The 16,112-nt window shown below is 67.3% G+C and carries 12 protein-coding genes and 1 tRNA gene; 8 read left to right on the top strand and 5 right to left on the bottom strand.

All coding sequences use genetic code 11. From position 1 onward, the window contains the following. Window positions 1–1,047: an alpha-ketoacid dehydrogenase subunit beta gene (locus tag KXD98_RS17055; RefSeq protein WP_260759545.1), complete on the top strand. Its 1,047-nt coding sequence runs from the start codon at window positions 1–3 to the stop codon at window positions 1,045–1,047. Beyond that, window positions 1,044–2,180, top strand: a complete 1,137-nt coding sequence (locus KXD98_RS17050) for a dihydrolipoamide acetyltransferase family protein (RefSeq protein WP_260759544.1) — start codon at window positions 1,044–1,046, stop codon at window positions 2,178–2,180. The genes KXD98_RS17055 and KXD98_RS17050 overlap by 4 nt, the downstream gene beginning before the upstream one ends. 1 nt (window position 2,181) lies before the next feature. On the opposite strand, the gene KXD98_RS17045 is transcribed toward KXD98_RS17050, so the two are convergent. From KXD98_RS17045 to KXD98_RS17025, 5 genes are all read right to left on the bottom strand, one after another. After that, window positions 2,182–2,934, bottom strand: coding sequence for an enoyl-CoA hydratase (locus KXD98_RS17045; protein ID WP_260759543.1), 753 nt, complete (start codon window positions 2,932–2,934; stop codon window positions 2,182–2,184). Between the two features lie 4 nt (window positions 2,935–2,938). After that, the gene (locus KXD98_RS17040; RefSeq protein ID WP_260759542.1) at window positions 2,939–3,712 is read right to left on the bottom strand and encodes an acyl-[acyl-carrier-protein] thioesterase; all 774 of its coding nucleotides are present in this window, start codon (window positions 3,710–3,712) and stop codon (window positions 2,939–2,941) included. A gap of 10 nt (window positions 3,713–3,722) precedes the next feature. Beyond that, window positions 3,723–5,063 carry a PE-PPE domain-containing protein gene (locus KXD98_RS17035; RefSeq protein ID WP_260759541.1) on the bottom strand — a complete coding sequence of 447 codons (1,341 nt, stop codon included), beginning with the start codon at window positions 5,061–5,063 and terminating at the stop codon, window positions 3,723–3,725. A gap of 40 nt (window positions 5,064–5,103) precedes the next feature. Further along, entirely contained in the window at window positions 5,104–5,862 is a 759-nt protein-coding gene (locus KXD98_RS17030) for a dienelactone hydrolase family protein (protein WP_260759540.1), read from the bottom strand. Between the two features lie 88 nt (window positions 5,863–5,950). After that, window positions 5,951–6,023: transfer RNA gene (locus KXD98_RS17025), tRNA-Arg, on the bottom strand. A 99-nt stretch (window positions 6,024–6,122) separates the two neighbouring features. Here KXD98_RS17025 and KXD98_RS17020 point away from each other — a divergent pair. The 6 genes from KXD98_RS17020 (at window position 6,123) to ettA (ending at window position 16,105) form a co-directional block, all read left to right on the top strand. Next, complete coding sequence (locus tag KXD98_RS17020) at window positions 6,123–7,595, top strand: wax ester/triacylglycerol synthase family O-acyltransferase (RefSeq protein WP_260759539.1); 1,473 nt, start codon at window positions 6,123–6,125, stop codon at window positions 7,593–7,595. Further along, window positions 7,592–9,244 (top strand): HAD-IB family hydrolase/lysophospholipid acyltransferase family protein, encoded by a 1,653-nt coding sequence (locus KXD98_RS17015; RefSeq protein WP_260759538.1) that lies wholly within the window; start codon window positions 7,592–7,594, stop codon window positions 9,242–9,244. The genes KXD98_RS17020 and KXD98_RS17015 overlap by 4 nt, the downstream gene beginning before the upstream one ends. After that, window positions 9,241–11,589 carry a glycerol-3-phosphate 1-O-acyltransferase gene (locus KXD98_RS17010; protein WP_260759537.1) on the top strand — a complete coding sequence of 783 codons (2,349 nt, stop codon included), beginning with the start codon at window positions 9,241–9,243 and terminating at the stop codon, window positions 11,587–11,589. Before KXD98_RS17015 ends, KXD98_RS17010 begins: the two co-directional genes overlap by 4 nt. 35 nt (window positions 11,590–11,624) lie before the next feature. Beyond that, window positions 11,625–13,643, top strand: a complete 2,019-nt coding sequence (locus KXD98_RS17005; RefSeq protein WP_396881498.1) for a cytochrome c oxidase assembly protein — start codon at window positions 11,625–11,627, stop codon at window positions 13,641–13,643. Between the two features lie 166 nt (window positions 13,644–13,809). Further along, the gene (locus tag KXD98_RS17000) at window positions 13,810–14,310 is read left to right on the top strand and encodes a single-stranded DNA-binding protein (protein WP_260759536.1); all 501 of its coding nucleotides are present in this window, start codon (window positions 13,810–13,812) and stop codon (window positions 14,308–14,310) included. 121 nt (window positions 14,311–14,431) lie between these two features. Next, window positions 14,432–16,105, top strand: a complete 1,674-nt coding sequence (gene ettA, locus KXD98_RS16995; protein ID WP_260759535.1) for an energy-dependent translational throttle protein EttA — start codon at window positions 14,432–14,434, stop codon at window positions 16,103–16,105. Window positions 16,106–16,112 lie beyond the last annotated feature (7 nt).

Below are 16,112 nucleotides of genomic sequence, written 5' to 3'. Positions count from 1 at the left end.
ATGACCCAACTCATCGAGCGGCCGTTCGGCTTCGACGACGATGCCCCCGAGCCGTCCGCACTCCGTACACCTGATCCGGTTGTACCGCAGTCGATGGCGCAGGCCATCAACCGCGCGCTGCACGACGCGATGCGCGCCGACGACCGCGTGCTGGTCTTCGGCGAGGACGTCGCGACGCTCGGCGGGGTCTTCCGGGTGACCGAGGGGCTGGCCGAAACCTATGGCGAACAGCGGTGTTTCGATACCCCGCTGGCCGAGTCCGCCATCATCGGTATCGCCATCGGAATGGCGATCCGTGGCCTGGTGCCCGTCCCGGAGATCCAGTTCGACGGCTTTGCCGCACCAGCATTCGACCAGATGGTCAGTCATCTGGCGAAGTACCGCACCCGAACCCGCGGCGACGTCGACATGCCGGTGACGGTGCGCATCCCGTCGTTCGGCGGCATCGGGGCGGTGGAGCACCACTCGGAGTCGACCGAGACCTACTGGCTGCACACCGCCGGGCTCAAGGTGGTGGTGCCGTCGACGCCGACCGACGCGTACTGGCTGCTGCGCTATTCGATCGCCGGCCGGGATCCGGTTATCTTCCTGGAACCCAAACGCCGCTACTGGGCCAAAGAGCTCGTGGACACCAGAAATCCCGCTGCGCCGATCGGGGTGGCCGAGATCAGAAGACGCGGCCGCGACGTCACCGTCATCACCTACGGACCGCTGGTGGCCACGGCACTCAACGCCGCCGAGATGTGCAGCACCAGCCTCGAAGTCATCGACCTGCGATCGTTGAACCCGCTGGATTTCGACACGGTGGCGGCGTCGGTCCGCAAGACGGGCCGCGCCGTGGTGATGCACGAGGGTGCGCGAACGCTGGGATTCGGCGCCGAGCTGGCGGCACAAATCTCCGAGGAGTGCTTTTACGAGCTGGAGTCTCCGGTGTTGCGCGCCACCGGTTTCGACACACCGTATCCACCGGCGCGGTTGGAGAAGATGTGGTTACCCGGTGTGGACCGGTTACTCGACTGCGTCGAGAAGGCGATGAGTCGGCCATGAGCGCTGCGCGGGAGTTCCTGGTGCCCGATCTCGGCGAAGGTCTCGACGAGGCCACCATCATCGAGTGGCACGTCGGCGTGGGGGATCAGGTGGAGCTCAACCAGCCGCTGTGCACGGTGGAGACGCACAAGGCCCAGGTCGAGATTCCGAGCCCCAACGCGGGCCTGATTACCGAACTCGGTGGCACACAAGGTCAGACGCTGCCCGTTGGTTCGGTGCTGGCGGTTATCGAGGTCGAGCCCGATGCCGCACGCCCGACGCCGGTGCTGGTCGGGTACGGCGCCGACGACAGTATGGACGGCAGTCGGCGTCGGGTGCGGGCCAAACCCCCGGTACGCAAACTGGCCGCCGACCTCGATGTCGACGTCGCCAGAGTCCACGGATCAGGCCCCGGTGGAATCGTCACCCGCGACGACGTGCTCGCCGCGCTCGACGCCGGCAATGAGCAGCAGGCGGTCACCGGCGTCAGGTTGGCGATGGCCCGCCGGATGGCGTTGTCCCGCCGGGAGATTCCGGATGCCACCGCCTCGATCGAGGTTGATGCCACCGAGTTGGTGAAGCTGCGGCAACGGTGCCATGCCGCCGGCGCGGTCGCGGTCACCCCGTTCGTGCTCATTTTGCGCTTGCTGGTCATCGCGCTGCGCCGGCACCCGGTGCTCAACGCGACCTGGGTGGATGCCGTCGACGGTCCGCACATCCGCCAACACGAGGCCATCCACCTGGGCATCGCGGTGGCGGCGGCACGCGGTCTGCTGGTTCCGGTGGTGACCGACGCGCAGCACCGCACCACCCGTCAACTCGCCGGCGAGGTCGACCGGCTGATCACCGCTGCGCGCGAGGGAGTGGCGAAACCCGTTGATTTGCAGGGGTCGACGTTCACGGTGTCGAACTTCGGTGCGCTGGGTATCGACGATGCGATCCCGGTGATCAACCATCCCGAGGCCGCGATCCTGGGCGTCGGGACGCTCAAACCGCGTGCTGTGGTCCACGACGGGGCGGTGGTCGCAAGACCGACGGTCAGACTCACCTGTGCGTTCGACCACCGGGTTGCCGACGGTGCCCAGGTGGGGGCATTCCTGGGCGAACTGCGATCGCTGATCGCCGCGCCCGAACTCGCGCTGCTCGATCTGTGAGTTATCTGCGCTTTGCCGCGGCCAGTCGTGCCGCGAACTCCGGTGATTCGATCGAGCGGGCCTGCGGGACGATCTCGATGTTGACTGCCAGGCGGTGCTGCTCGCTGTCGAGGTGCCCCGGGTTCGCCGTGGCGCGCATGGATGCCTTGGTGGCGAGCACGACATCGCGCGGTGCGGCGGCTGGGCCGGCAGCCAATTGACGCGCCACGGCCACCGGGTCGTCTGCCACCTCGAGGGCCAGACCGTGACGCACCGCGGTGTGCGCGTCGAAGCGCATCCCGAACAACAGGGCGGCTCGTGCGGCCTGGGGTCCGACGATGCGGTGCAGCATCCAGCTGGCCCCACCCCCGGGATGGATCCCCAACTTCTGAAAGCGCGGATCGAACAGCGCACCCGGTCCGGCGATGCGCACATCGGCAGCCAGCGCCAGGTTCAGTCCGGCACCGACCGCGGGACCGTTGACGGCCGCGATCGTCGGCAATGCGCAGTCGGCGAATGCCAGAAACCCGTCATAGATCCCTCGCAGGCCATCCTCGGTCGCGGCACCCAGCGCCGTCAGGTCGGCACCGGCACAGAACGCTTTGCCCGCGCCGGTCACGATCACCGCATGCACGTCGGGGTTGGCCTCGGCGTCAGCCACCGCGGCGCGCAGTCGCGCCGAGATGTCGGCGGTCACCGCGTTACGGCGGTCAGGATCATTGATGGTGATCAGCGCGACGCGGTCCTCGACCTGCGTCAGTACGAGTTCAGACACCCGGTCAGCCTAGCGAGAGCCTGCGCAGCAGAGCCGCGGCCCGGACCTCCTCGCCGACACGCAGGGAGATATGCACTGCCGGCCCGTCGACGTCGTCGCGACGATCCCAGCCGATGGTGACGTCTTCGCCGTACCTGATCGGTTTGCGGTACTCGATCACGGCGCGGTAGGGCGGTGCGCAGACGTCGGGTACCAGGGCCATCACCTCGTGCATGGCATGCCAGTATGCGGTGTTGGTGACGTGCTCGAAGAGGTCGATGTCGGTGCGCCGCAATGCGAACGGCGCCGTGTGGGGCGGGTCGGCCGGATTCTGCAGCCAGGGCCGCCATTTGAGTCGATGCTCGGTGGTGGTTGACGAGAACTTCTCGATCAGCGAGTCGGTGGCCCGTTGTGGGGTCAGCGTTTTCGCGTTCATCGCAATCCAGAATCCCTCGGTCTCGATGCGACCGCCGTCGCTGCCGACGAGATCCACCCGCATGGTGCACCAGCGCAGCGACAGGGCTGAGCACCACCTGCTGAACGTCACCTCATTGGGAAAGTCGATCGGTTCGATCACGTCGATGACGGTGCGTTGCACCAGCCAGTGTGGATGGGCTTCGGCTTCGCCGGCGTCGACGAGGTTCTCGGCACCGACTTCCTGGATGTAGCGGGCCACGCTGTCCAGGCGCAGGTTGAGGTCACCACCGATGTCGCCGGTGGCCACCCGCCACGCGGTGCGGTAGACGTATCCGGATTCCGGCAGGGTGGTCAGGCGGTGTTCGACAGGCTGGGTGGACATCGCTGTGAGCCTACGGACGGATCGCGCGCGCCCCCGGCGATCGGCGCTCTCGTTTGGTGTCGGGGCTCGACTCGCGCGCCGAGGACGTGACAGTCTCGGGGTCACTCGGTGCCGCGTCGGTGGCGGACCCGAACTTGTCCTCGACCGTCTCCTCGGCCTCCTCGAAGCCGTTCTCGCGCAGGTCGAGATGCTCCTGCGGTGTGTGCAACTCGTCGTCGATGACCGGCTCGGTGGCCGCTGCGGCGTCGGCGCGCACATCTGCCGCAGGCTCCTGATTTCGCCTGTCGGACAGAGTGTCCAGCCCCGCGCGGATAGCGCCCGGAACCTTGGCCATGGTGTCGGCCAGTTCGCCCGGCGAGGGCCCCAGCCGCGCGGGCCGGTAGCGGCTCGGGTCGGACGGAATCGGGTTGCCGTCGTAGTACCCGGAATCGACGATCAACTTCAGCAGGGGGGCCGAGGCGTCGGCGATGGTGTTGCCCAGCACCTGCCGGATCAGCCGGGTCAGCGGCAACTCCTCGGTCGTGTAAGTGACGTAGGTGGTGTTCCCACGGGTGGTCACATAGGCGACCACCCGGTCGTCGGCGGGGGGCGTGCACCGGGCGTCGTCGCAGGCGATGGCGTCACCACCGGTGAGCACCGCGCAGGTGTTGGCAGCACCGCAGGACACCGCCGGCCGCCCGTCCACGTCGACGGGTAGCTCGATCTCGGATTGTTCTCGGTAGCCGTAGAGATAGGCCACCAGCGAGTTGACGTGCGCGACGATGTTGAGCAGGTCGGCCGGGGCGTTGGAGTTGTAGTTGTACTGATAGGCGATGTCGATCACGGCCGCGGCGGCGGTATCGGTGGGTGACGGGAACGGGTTCACCCCGATCAGCGCGAACAACGGGTAGCGGGTGCCGAAGCCACCGTTGGGGCGCGACACGTTGTTGTCCAGGATGAACAACGTGGTCGGCAGGACCGGATCGCCGGCCCGGTGGAGCCGACTCAGCAGCAAGCTGGCATTGGCCGCCCCCCACCCGGAGGACAGCACAGCGTTGTCTTCCCCGGAATTCGCCTGGAGCGCGGCATTGATGGCAGCGGCACCGCCGCCGAAGTCGACGCCGATGAGGTTCGGGCCAGGCTGGCCGCCCGGGTTGTACGGGGCTTGGTTGAACTTGCCGCCGAAGAAGTTCTCGTTGCCCGTCGGATCGGGGTGGGTCGAACTGCCGACCACGATCAGTGCGCTCAGGTCGACCAACGGCGACGCTATCGAGGCCGGATGCGTCGCGGCCGCGCCGCCCACCGTCACCGCCAGCCCCGCCGCGATGACCGCGACAGCATTGCCGATCACTCCGTTACGAACTTTGCTCACACCGAGCCACCTCCCCGCGACACGGTATCGCGTCGGGAGCTCACTCAGCGACTTGCGGGTCCCGGTGCGCTGCGCTGTCGTTCGCGAAGCACTCGGCCAGGAAGAGTTCCAGCGTGGCCCAGGCGCGGCGGGACGCCGATTCGCTGTAGAGCACCCCTCGGGCAGGGTCATCGGCGAACGGGGCCATGAACGCGTGCATGGTGTTGCCGTAGGCGTGCAACTGCCAGTCGATGTCGCGGCCGGAGAACTCCCGGCCCAGCGCAACGACGTCCTCCGGGGTGGCGAAAGGGTCGTCCCACCCGTGAAACACGATGACCTTGGCTGTCACCGGACGCGGTGGCCTCACGGGGGGCGGGGTCAGCAGCCCGTGGAAACTGGCGACCGCGATGAGCGGATGTCCGGCGCGGGCCAGGTCGAGCACGCACAACCCGCCGAAGCAGAAGCCGATCGCCGCGACCCGGCCCGCGTCCACGCCGGCAGCGCAGATCAGCGTCTCGAATACGGTGTCCAAGCGGCGGGCCAGGGCGTCGCGGTCGGAGAGGAAATCCGTCATCGCGGCGGTGGTGGCCTCGATGCCCCTGGCACTGACGTCCTCACCGAAAAGGTCGACGGCGATGGCCTGATAACCGCGCTCGGCCAGGCGGGTCGCGATGTCGAGCTGAGCGTCGCTGCGACCCTCGATGCCATGCAGGACGAGCACGGTGGGTGCGGCGGCTGCGCTGCGCTCGTCGCGAACCGAAACCGCGTCGAAGTACTTCTCGTCGATGGTGTGGCGCAGCGAGGTCTGTTGCACGGTCACGCGGCCGACGTTGCCATGACCTCCCCGCGCACACCGCGCGTTCGCTGCCCGCGAAACTTCCCGGGCGCCGGCGGAGCTGAGCTCTGAGCGCCCCCGGCAGGGATCGAACCTGCGACCAACCGCTTAGAAGGCGGCTGCTCTATCCGCTGAGCTACGGAGGCAGCGCCGAGCAGTGTATCGCGGGCCCGCACCGGCGACGGGCCTGGCAACGGCGACTAAAGCCGCCTCGCCGGACCCGGCCGCCGACTAGTTTGGTGACCATGAGCAACGCGCCGGATCTGGATGCGGCTGGGCTTCCTGAGGAACTCAGCCCGCTCGATCAGATCCTGCACCGCGGGGAGGCCAACCCCCGCACCCGCTCTGGCATCCTCACCATCGAGCTGCTCGACACCACGCCGGACTGGGACCTGTTCCGGACCCGCTTCGACAATGCCTCGCGCAAGGTCTTGCGGTTGCGGCAGAAGGTCGTCACCCCGACACTGCCGACCGCCGCGCCGCGCTGGGTCGTCGACCCGGACTTCAACCTGGACTTCCATGTGCGCCGGGTCCGCGCACCGCAACCGGGAACCTGGCGTCAGGTGATGGATTTGGCCGAGGTCGCCGCGCAGTCACCGTTGGACATCTCCCGACCGCTGTGGACTGCGACCCTCATCGAGGGTTTGCAGGACGGCTGCGCAGCGCTGATGGTGCACCTCAGCCATGCTGTCACCGACGGTGTGGGCGGCGTGGAGATGTTCGCCACCCTCTACGACTTCGAGCGGGAGCCCGGTGCGCAGGCCAGACCGCCGCTACCGATTCCGTCGGACCTGTCGCCCAACGAGTTGATGCGCCAGGGACTGAACCGATTGCCCAGCACCGTCGTCGGCGGGGTCCGCGACGTCGTGTTCGGTGCTGTGCAGGCCGTCGGCCACGTTGTGCGCGCTCCGGTGTCGCGTGTGGGCAGCGCCATCGACTACGCCGTCTCGGGTGCCCGCGTCATCGGTCCGGTCGCCGACCCGTCGCCGATCCTGCGCCGCCGCAGCCTGGCCTCCCGCAGTGAGGCCATCGACATCGTGTTTCCCGATCTACACCGCGCCGCAAAAGCGGCCGGCGGGTCGATCAACGACGCCTACCTGGCCGGGCTGTGTGGTGCGTTGCGGCTCTATCACGAAGCCAAAGGGGTTCCGATCGACACGTTGCCCATGGCGGTGCCGGTGAACCTGCGCTCAGACGCCGACCCGGCCGGTGGGAATCGCTTCGTCGGGGTGAACCTCGCCGCGCCGATCGGTGTGACCGACCCCGCGGAGCGCATCAAGGACATCCGCGCGCAGATGACCCGCAAGCGGGACGAGAGAGCCCTCGATCTCATGGGGGCGATCGCCCCGTTGGTCAGCTTGCTGCCCGACACCGTGCTGGAGAGCATGGCCGGTGCCATCGTCAGCTCCGACGTCCAGGCCAGCAATGTGCCCGTCTACGCCGGAGACACCTTCATCGCCGGCGCAAAGGTGTTGCGCCAGTACGGACTCGGTCCGCTGCCCGGTGTGGCGATGATGGTGGTACTGGTGTCGAGGTCGGGCTACTGCACGATCACCGCCCGCTACGACAGGGCTTCGGTCACCGATCCCGATCTGTTCGCCCGGTGCCTTCTCGATGGGTTCGACGAAGTCCTCGCTCTCGGCGGTGACGGCCGGGCGGTTCCGGCGACGTTCACCGTACAGTCCCCGTCCCTCCCACTGAACGGAAGTCCGCAATGACGTCGGCAGACGGCGAAATGCGTTTACCGGGCTCGGTTGCCGAGATCATGGCCAGCCCGGAAGGTCCCGAGATCGGCGCCTTCTTCGACCTCGACGGCACGCTGGTCGCAGGATTCACCGGCGTGGTGATGACGCAGGATCGGTTGCGCCGTCGGCAGATGTCGGTCGGCGAGTTCATCGGGATGGTGCAGGCGGGACTTAACCACCAGTTGGGCCGGTCGGAGTTCGAGGACCTGATCGGCAAGGGTGCGCGCATGTTGCGTGGCAACTCGGTAGCCGACATCGACGAGCTCGCTGAGCGCTTGTTCGTGCAGAAGATCGTCAGCCGGATCTATCCGGAGATGCGCGAGCTGGTTCGCGCGCACATGGCTCGCGGCCACACCGTCGTATTGAGTTCGTCGGCGTTGACGGTGCAGGTCGAGCCGGTCGCGCGGTTTCTCGGCATCACCAACGTTCTGAGCAACAAGTTCGAGACCGACGAGAACGGTCTGATCACCGGTGAAGTGCAGCGTCCAGTCATCTGGGGGCCCGGAAAGGCGCGCGCCGTACAGGAATTCGCCGCGGCCAACAACATCGACCTGTCCGGGAGCTACTTCTATGCCGACGGCGACGAGGACGTCGCGTTGATGTATCTCGTCGGTAACCCCCGGCCCACCAACCCGGAAGGCAAGATGGCCGCCGTCGCTGCCAAGCGCGGCTGGCCGGTGTTGCGGTTCAGCAGCCGAAGCGGCGCCAATCCGGCATCTCAGCTACGGACCGCGGCCGGCATCGCGACGATGGTGCCGATCGCGGCGAGCGCGTTCGGGGTGGGGCTACTCACGCGCAGCAAGCGCACCGGGGTGAACTTCTTCACCTCGGTCTTCGGCCGGACCCTGCTCACCACGATCGGGATCAATTTGCGGGTCCTCGGCAAGGAGAATCTGACCGCGCAGCGGCCAGCGGTGTTCATCTTCAACCACCGCAACCAGGCCGACCCGTTGATCGCCGGGCGACTGGTCAACGACAACTTCACCACGGTGGGCAAGAAGGAACTCGAAAACGACCCGGTCGTGGGCACCATCGGCAAGATCCTCGACGCCGCGTTCATCGACCGTGACGATCCGGTCAAAGCAGTGGAAGGTCTGAAGAAGGTCGAAGACCTTGCGCGCAAGGGTGTTTCCATTCTCATTGCGCCCGAGGGCACCCGGCTGGACACCACTGAGGTGGGGTCCTTCAAGAAGGGGCCCTTTCGTATCGCGATGTCGGCGGGGATCCCGATCGTTCCGATCGTCATCCGCAATGCCGAGGTGATCGCCGCCCGCGATTCGAGCACGTTCAATCCCGGTACCGTCGATGTCGTCGTCTACCCGCCGATCCCGGTCGACGATTGGACTCCGGAGAATCTGGCGGAACGGATCGACGAGATTCGCCGGCTCTACCTGGACACGCTGAAGAATTGGCCGCACGACGAGCTGAAACTGCCCGACTTGTATCACCGCGCCGAGACGCCGGCCACGCCGTCGGGCAGGCGGGCGCCGGCCAAGAAGGCTGCCAAGAAGGCCGCGCCCAAGAAGGCGGCCGGCGCGAAGGTTCCGGCCAAGAAAGCCGCCGCCCAGAAGCCTGCCGCCAAGAAGGCTGCCCAGAAGTCCGGCGGACAGGGACGGTCATGAAGCTACGCGCCGACGACATCACGGCGTTCACCGCCACCGACGACACCCTGGTGCTCGCCTCGGTGTCCTCGCCGGCCGAGGAACGTCTGCTCGCCGACTGGCTGGCCCAGCAGCGGCGCGAGCATCCCGACGCCACGATCGAAGTGTTGCGACTGCCCGACCACGACGATCCGCCGGCCGGGATAGTGGCCCAGCTCGTCGAACACCTCCAGGCCGAGCAGGACCGCTCGGTGGTCCCGGTCCGGGTGTTCTGGGTGCCTGGCGGGCTGCCGACCCGTTCGAAGGTGGTGGCGTTGCTGTCCGGCCGCGACACCTACTGCCCGCCGCAGATGCTGCAGGCCGGGATCCTCAGACGTGACCCGTCGCGGGCCCGGGTGGTCGCCGGCGAGCCGGCCAAGGTCTCCGAACTGCGGCAGCAGTGGAGTGACACCACCGTCGCCGAAAACCACCGGGAATTCGCGCGTTTCGTGCTCCGCAGAGCAATTCTGGCGATCGAGCGGGTCGAGCTGCGCTTGCTCGGCCCCGAGTACAAGTCACCGCGGCTGATCAAGCCCGAGATGCTGTCCTCGGCCCGGTTCCGGCAGGGGCTCGACAAGATTCCCGGCGCCACCGTCGAGAAGGCCGGCGAGATGCTCGACGAGCTCAGCACCGGGTGGAGTCGCTTCTCCGTGGACCTCATCCCGGCTCTGGGCCGCGCGGTCTTCAGCCGGGGCTTCGATCCCAAGATCGACTACGACCGCTTCGAAGTCGAGAGGATGCGGCAGGGGCTGGAGAATCACCCGGCGGTGCTGCTGTTCTCCCACCGGTCGTACCTGGACGGGGTGATCGTGCCGGTCGCGATGCAGGAGAATCGGTTGCCCCCGGTGCACACGTTCGCAGGCATCAATCTGTCCTTCGGGGCGATGGGCCCGCTGATGCGCCGCTCTGGGGTCATCTTCATCCGCCGCAAACTCGACGATCCGCTCTACAAGTACGTGCTGCGCCAGTTCGTCGGTTACATCGTCGAGAAGCGGTTCAACCTCAGCTGGTCCATCGAGGGCACCCGGTCGCGCACCGGGAAGATGTTGCCGCCCAAGCTCGGTTTGCTCGCCTATGTCGCCGACGCATACCTCGACGGTCGCAGTGACGACATCCTGCTCCAGCCGGTCTCGATCAGCTTCGACCAACTCCACGAGACCGCCGAGTACGCCGCGTACGCCCGCGGCGGTGAGAAGACGCCCGAGGGTCTGCCGTGGCTGTACAACTTCATCAAGGCACAGGGGGAGCGCAACTACGGCAAGATCTACGTCCGCTTCCCCGAAGCGGTATCGATGCGCGAGTACCTCGGGGAACCACATGGCCCGATGGCCACCGACGACGCCGCCAAGCGCCTGGCGTTGCAGAAGATGGCATTCGAGGTGGCCTGGCGGATTTTGCAGGTCACCCCGATCAATGCCACCGCGCTGGTGTCGGCGCTGTTACTGAGTACCCGCGGTGTCGCGTTGACCCTCGATCAGCTACACCACACATTGCAGGACTCGTTGGACTATCTGGAGCGCAAACAGGCGCCGATGACCAACAGCGCGTTGCGGTTACGCACCTCCGATGGTGTGCGCACCGCCCTCGACGCGCTGTCGGGCGGGCACCCGGTGACTCGGGTCGACAGCGGACGGGAGCCGGTGTGGCACATCGCCCCACAGGACGAGCTGGAGGCCGCGTTCTACCGCAATTCGCTGATCGACGCGTTCCTGGAGACCTCACTGGTCGAGCTGGCGCTGGCGCACGCCGCGCGGCACGAGACCGACCGGCTCGACGCCTTCTGGAATCAGGTGATGCGGCTGCGTGACCTGCTGAAGTTCGAGTTCTACTTCGCCGACTCGGCTGCCTTCCGGGAGCACGTCGCTGCCGAGATGGCCTGGCATGAGGGCTGGGAGAGCGACGTCGAGGCCGGTGGCGAGCGCCTGGACGCACTGATGCGGGCCAAGCGTCCGGCGATCGCCGGACCCCTGCTGCGGCCGTTCTTCGAGGCCTACCGGATCGTCGCCGACGCGCTGCTCGACGCACCCGCCGACGTCTCGGAGAAGGACCTGACCGCCAAGGCGCTGGGGTTGGGTCGGCAGTACGTCGCACAGAGCCGGGTGCAGAGCAACGAGTCGGTGTCGGCGCTGTTGTTCACCACCGGCCGACAGGTCGCTGCCGACCAGGACCTGCTGCGGCCTGCGGCCGACCTGAGCGCCCGTCGTACCGCGTTCCGCCGCGAGCTGCGCGGGATCCTGACCGACATGAACACCGTCGACCGATACGCGCGCAAGCAGTTCTTCGCGCGGGAACGGCGCCGGCGTGAGGAGCGCCACCAGGCGGTCTGACAAGAGCACCGCGACCGAGGTCATACCCTGGGACCGTGACCTCCCCTGGGCAGCCGGCCCCCACCGATGTGCGTAGAGCGCCGGTGTGGACGCTGTTCTGCGGGGTTGCGGTGCTGGCCGGCGTCACCGCGGCGGCCTTGTCGACGCTCGCACTGGCCGACGCGCTGACCGCCACCGGCCTGCCCGACCCCGGCCCGGTGACCACCTACGGGTTGCCGTTCGTCCGGGCCGCCGGTGAGATCGCGGCCGTGACGGCCATCGGGTCGTTCCTGTTCGCCGCGTTCCTGGTACCCCCGCAGGCCAACGGCGTGCTCGATGCCGGCGGGTACCGGGCGGTGCGGACAGCCACGGTCGCCTCGGGCGTCTGGGCGGTGTGCGCGGTGCTGATGGTGGCGTTGACGGTCTCCGACGTCAGCGGTCAACCGTTGTCGGCACGGATGAGCCCGGCCACCATCTGGTCGGTGGCCAGTTTGATCGATGTGGCCGGTGCCTGGCGCTGGACGGCGCTGTTCGCCGCGGTGGTCTGCCTGGTTGCGTTGCCGGTTCTGCGATGGTCGTGGACGCCGGTACTGTTCGCCGGCTCCCTGGTCACGTTGCTGCCGCTGATACTGACCGGACATTCGGCTTCGGGCGGGTCGCATGACGTCGCCACCAACAGCCTGCTGATCCACATGGTCGCGGGCGCGTTGTGGGCCGGCGGGCTGCTCGCATTGCTGGCGCACGCCTGGCGCGGCGGCGAGCACGGCGACGTAGCCGCCCGCAGGTTCTCGGCGGTGGCGCTGTGGTGCTTCGTGGCGATGGCGTTCAGCGGGGTGATCAACGCATGGGTCCGGATCGAACCCGCCGACCTGCTCGACAGCCAGTACGGCCTGTTGGTGTTGGGCAAGGTGGCGGCCCTGGGCGCGCTGGGCTATCTCGGCTGGCGTCAGCGGCATCGCGGGGTGGCCGCGGTGGCACGCGATCCGGCTGCGCGCGGGCCGCTGATCCGACTCGCCGTCGTCGAGGCGGCGATCTTCGCACTGACCTTCGGTGTTGCGGTGGCGCTGGGCCGCACGCCACCACCGGCGCCGAGGTACTTCGACCTGTCGATCCCGGCCGTTGAGATCGGCTACGACCTGGCCGGTCCTCCGACGCTGGCTCGCGTGCTGCTGGACTGGCGGTTTGACGTGCTGTTCGGCAGCGCTGCGATCGTCCTGGTCCTGGTGTATCTGGCTGCGGTGCGCCGGCTGCGCCGCCGGGGTGACAGCTGGCCGGCCGGTCGCACCGTGGCGTGGGTTCTGGGTTGCCTGGTGCTGCTGATCGCGACGTCCTCGGGCATCGGGCGCTACATGCCGGCGATGTTCAGCATGCACATGGTGGCCCACATGCTGCTGTCGATGCTGGCCCCCATCCTGCTGGTGCTCGGGGCGCCGGTGACCTTGGCGTTGCGGGCGCTGCCCGCTGCGGGCCGCAATGACCCGCCGGGCCCCCGGGAATGGCTTCTCGCCGCACTGCACTCCCGGGTGTCGAAAGTGCTGACCAACCCGTTCGTCGCGATGACGCTGTTCATCGTCGGCTTCTACGGCCTGTACTTCGGCGGCATCTTCGATGCGACCGGGGGCAGCCACGCCGCTCACGTCGCGATGAACGTGCACTTCCTGCTCAGCGGTTACCTGTTCTACTGGGTGGTGATCGGGGTCGACCCGACACCGCGCCCGCTGCCGTCGATCGTCAAGCTCGCGGTGGTGTTCATCTCGCTGCCGTTCCACGCGTTCTTCGGGGTGCTGCTGATGGGCACCCAGACGGTGCTGGGAGAGCAGTTCTACCGCTCGCTGCAGCTGCCCTGGCACACCGATCTGCTCGGCGATCAACGGCTTGGCGGAGGAATTGCCTGGGCCGCAGGGGAAGTGCCGCTGGTCATCGTTTTGGTGGCGCTGTTCGTGCAGTGGCGCCGCAGCGACGAACGTACCGCCAAACGCCTCGATCGCGCCGCTGACCGCGACGAGGATGCTGATCTGGCTGCCTATAACGCGATGCTGGCCGAATTGGCCCGGCGCGACCGCGCCGGGAACTGAGATCGTCTGCGGCTTTCCCCAAAGCCGCATCCATCCACAGTGCCGCGCGGTAGTCCCGTGGTGGCGGTCGGACGTGTCGGTGCTGCCGGGGTCAATGGCAGGTGTCATCGACGGGTCGGGCACCGTGCCCGGCCCGCTGCCGAAAGATCTCCGAAAGGACCCCATCATGTTCGAGACACCTATCACCGTCGTGGGCACCGTGATCACCGCTCCGGAACTGCGCTGGGTCGGCGAGCAGCGGCTCTACAAGTTCCGGGTCGCCAGCAATTCGCGGCGGCGCACCTCCGACGGAAGCTGGGAGCCGGGCAACTCGTTGTATGCGACGGTGAATTGCTGGGGCCGGCTGGTGACCGGCGTCGGCGCGGGACTCGGAAAGGGTGACGCCGTCATCGTGGTCGGGCACCTCTACACCAACGAGTACGAGGACCGCGACGGCAACCGTCGGTCCTCGCTGGAGATCCGGGCCACTTCGGTCGGACCAGACCTGGCGCGGTGCATCGCCCATATCGACAAACGTCGCCTCCCTGAATCCGCGGCCGACGCCGCGCCCGCGGCCGGTGACACCCGCTCGGACCAGGCAGTCGGGTCCGATCAGGATGGCGATCGCGACGGCGACGCCGCTGCAGACACGGGGGAGGTCAGCGTCGGGCTGGCGCGCAGCGCGTAGCCGCATGCACCGCCGCGGCGACGCGGTGCCGGTCACGCCTAGGATGGGGCCCGACGATCGCAGAGTCCGAGATGATCCCGCAGTGCGAAGCGCGGGGTCGAGAAAGGCGACATCGGAGGCAATGGCCGAATTCATCTACACGATGCGGAAGGTCCGCAAGGCGCACGGCGACAAGGTCATTCTTGACGACGTCACGCTGAACTTCCTTCCGGGCGCGAAGATCGGCGTCGTCGGTCCCAACGGGGCCGGCAAGTCGAGCGTCTTGCGGATCATGGCCGGACTGGACCAACCCAACAACGGTGACGCGTTCCTGCAGCCCGGCGCCACCGTGGGCATCCTGCAGCAGGAACCCCAGCTGGACGAAACCAAGACCGTCCGCGAGAACGTCGAGGCAGGCGTTGCCATCAAGGGCAAGCTCAACCGGTACAACGAGGTCGCCGAGCTGATGGCGACCGACTACTCCGATGAGCTGATGGAAGAGATGGGCAAGCTCCAGGAGGAACTCGACGCCGCGGATGCCTGGGACATCGACTCCCAGCTCGAACAGGCGATGGATGCGCTGCGCTGCCCGCCGCCTGACGAGCCGGTGACGCATCTGTCCGGCGGTGAGCGTCGCCGCGTCGCGCTGTGCAGGCTGCTGCTGTCCAAGCCCGACCTGCTGCTGCTCGACGAACCCACCAACCACCTCGACGCCGAAAGCGTGTTGTGGCTGGAGCAGCATCTTGCCGAGTACAAGGGCGCGATCCTGGCCGTCACCCACGACCGCTACTTCCTCGACAACGTCGCCGAATGGATCCTGGAACTCGACCGCGGACGGGCCTACCCGTACGAAGGCAACTACTCGACCTACCTGGAAAAGAAGGCCGAGCGCATCGCCGTGCAAGGCCGCAAGGACGCCAAGCTGCAGAAGCGACTCAAAGACGAGCTGGAGTGGGTGCGCTCCGGAGCCAAGGCCCGCCAGGCCAAGAACAAGGCCCGTCTGCAGCGTTACGAGGAGATGGCTGCCGAGGCCGAGAAGACCCGCAAACTCGATTTCGAGGAGATCCAGATCCCGACCGGCCCGCGATTGGGCAGTGTCGTCGTCGAGGTCGAACATCTCGACAAGGGATTCGACGGCCGCCAGCTGATCAAGGACCTCTCGTTCACCCTTCCGCGCAACGGCATCGTCGGCGTGATCGGCCCCAACGGTGTCGGCAAGACCACGCTGTTCAAGACGATCGTCGGTCTCGAGCAGCCCGACAGCGGCACGGTCAGGGTCGGTGAAACAGTCAAACTGAGCTACGTCGACCAAAGTCGCGCCGGCATCGACCCCAACAAGACGGTGTGGCAGGTGGTCTCCGACGGGCTCGACTACATCGAGGTCGGTCAGAACGAGATACCGTCGCGAGCCTACGTGTCGGCATTCGGCTTCAAGGGCCCCGATCAGCAGAAGCCCGCAGGCGTGCTGTCCGGCGGTGAGCGCAACCGCCTGAACCTGGCGCTGACGCTCAAGGAGGGCGGCAACCTCATCCTGCTCGACGAGCCGACGAACGACCTCGACGTCGAGACGTTGGGCTCGCTGGAGAACGCGCTGGAGAACTTCCCCGGCTGTGCGGTCGTGATCAGCCACGATCGCTGGTTCCTGGATCGGACGTGTACCCACATTCTGGCGTGGGAGGGCGATGCCGACAACGAAGCCAAATGGTTCTGGTTCGAAGGCAACTTCGCCGCCTACGAGGAGAACAAGGTCGAGCGACTCGGCGCCGAGGCGGCCCGCCCGCACCGGGTCACCCACCGCAAGCTCACCCGGGGATAGTCTCGTC

The sequence above is a fragment of the Mycobacterium sp. SMC-4 genome, from assembly GCF_025263265.1.
GTDB lineage: Bacteria > Actinomycetota > Actinomycetes > Mycobacteriales > Mycobacteriaceae > Mycobacterium.
This window is presented reverse-complemented; position numbering and strand designations above follow the sequence as displayed.

What these genes read in the sequence shown, in the direction of transcription:
- KXD98_RS17055 (WP_260759545.1), top strand. Translation starts at nt 1, where the DNA reads ATGACCCAACTCATCGAGCGGCCGTTCGGCTTCGACGACGATGCCCCC.
- KXD98_RS17050 (WP_260759544.1), top strand. Translation starts at nt 1,044, where the DNA reads ATGAGCGCTGCGCGGGAGTTCCTGGTGCCCGATCTCGGCGAAGGTCTC.
- KXD98_RS17040 (WP_260759542.1), bottom strand. Translation starts at nt 3,712, where the DNA reads ATGTCCACCCAGCCTGTCGAACACCGCCTGACCACCCTGCCGGAATCC.
- KXD98_RS17020 (WP_260759539.1), top strand. Translation starts at nt 6,123, where the DNA reads ATGAGCAACGCGCCGGATCTGGATGCGGCTGGGCTTCCTGAGGAACTC.
- KXD98_RS17015 (WP_260759538.1), top strand. Translation starts at nt 7,592, where the DNA reads ATGACGTCGGCAGACGGCGAAATGCGTTTACCGGGCTCGGTTGCCGAG.
- KXD98_RS17010 (WP_260759537.1), top strand. Translation starts at nt 9,241, where the DNA reads ATGAAGCTACGCGCCGACGACATCACGGCGTTCACCGCCACCGACGAC.
- KXD98_RS17000 (WP_260759536.1), top strand. Translation starts at nt 13,810, where the DNA reads ATGTTCGAGACACCTATCACCGTCGTGGGCACCGTGATCACCGCTCCG.
- ettA (WP_260759535.1), top strand. Translation starts at nt 14,432, where the DNA reads ATGGCCGAATTCATCTACACGATGCGGAAGGTCCGCAAGGCGCACGGC.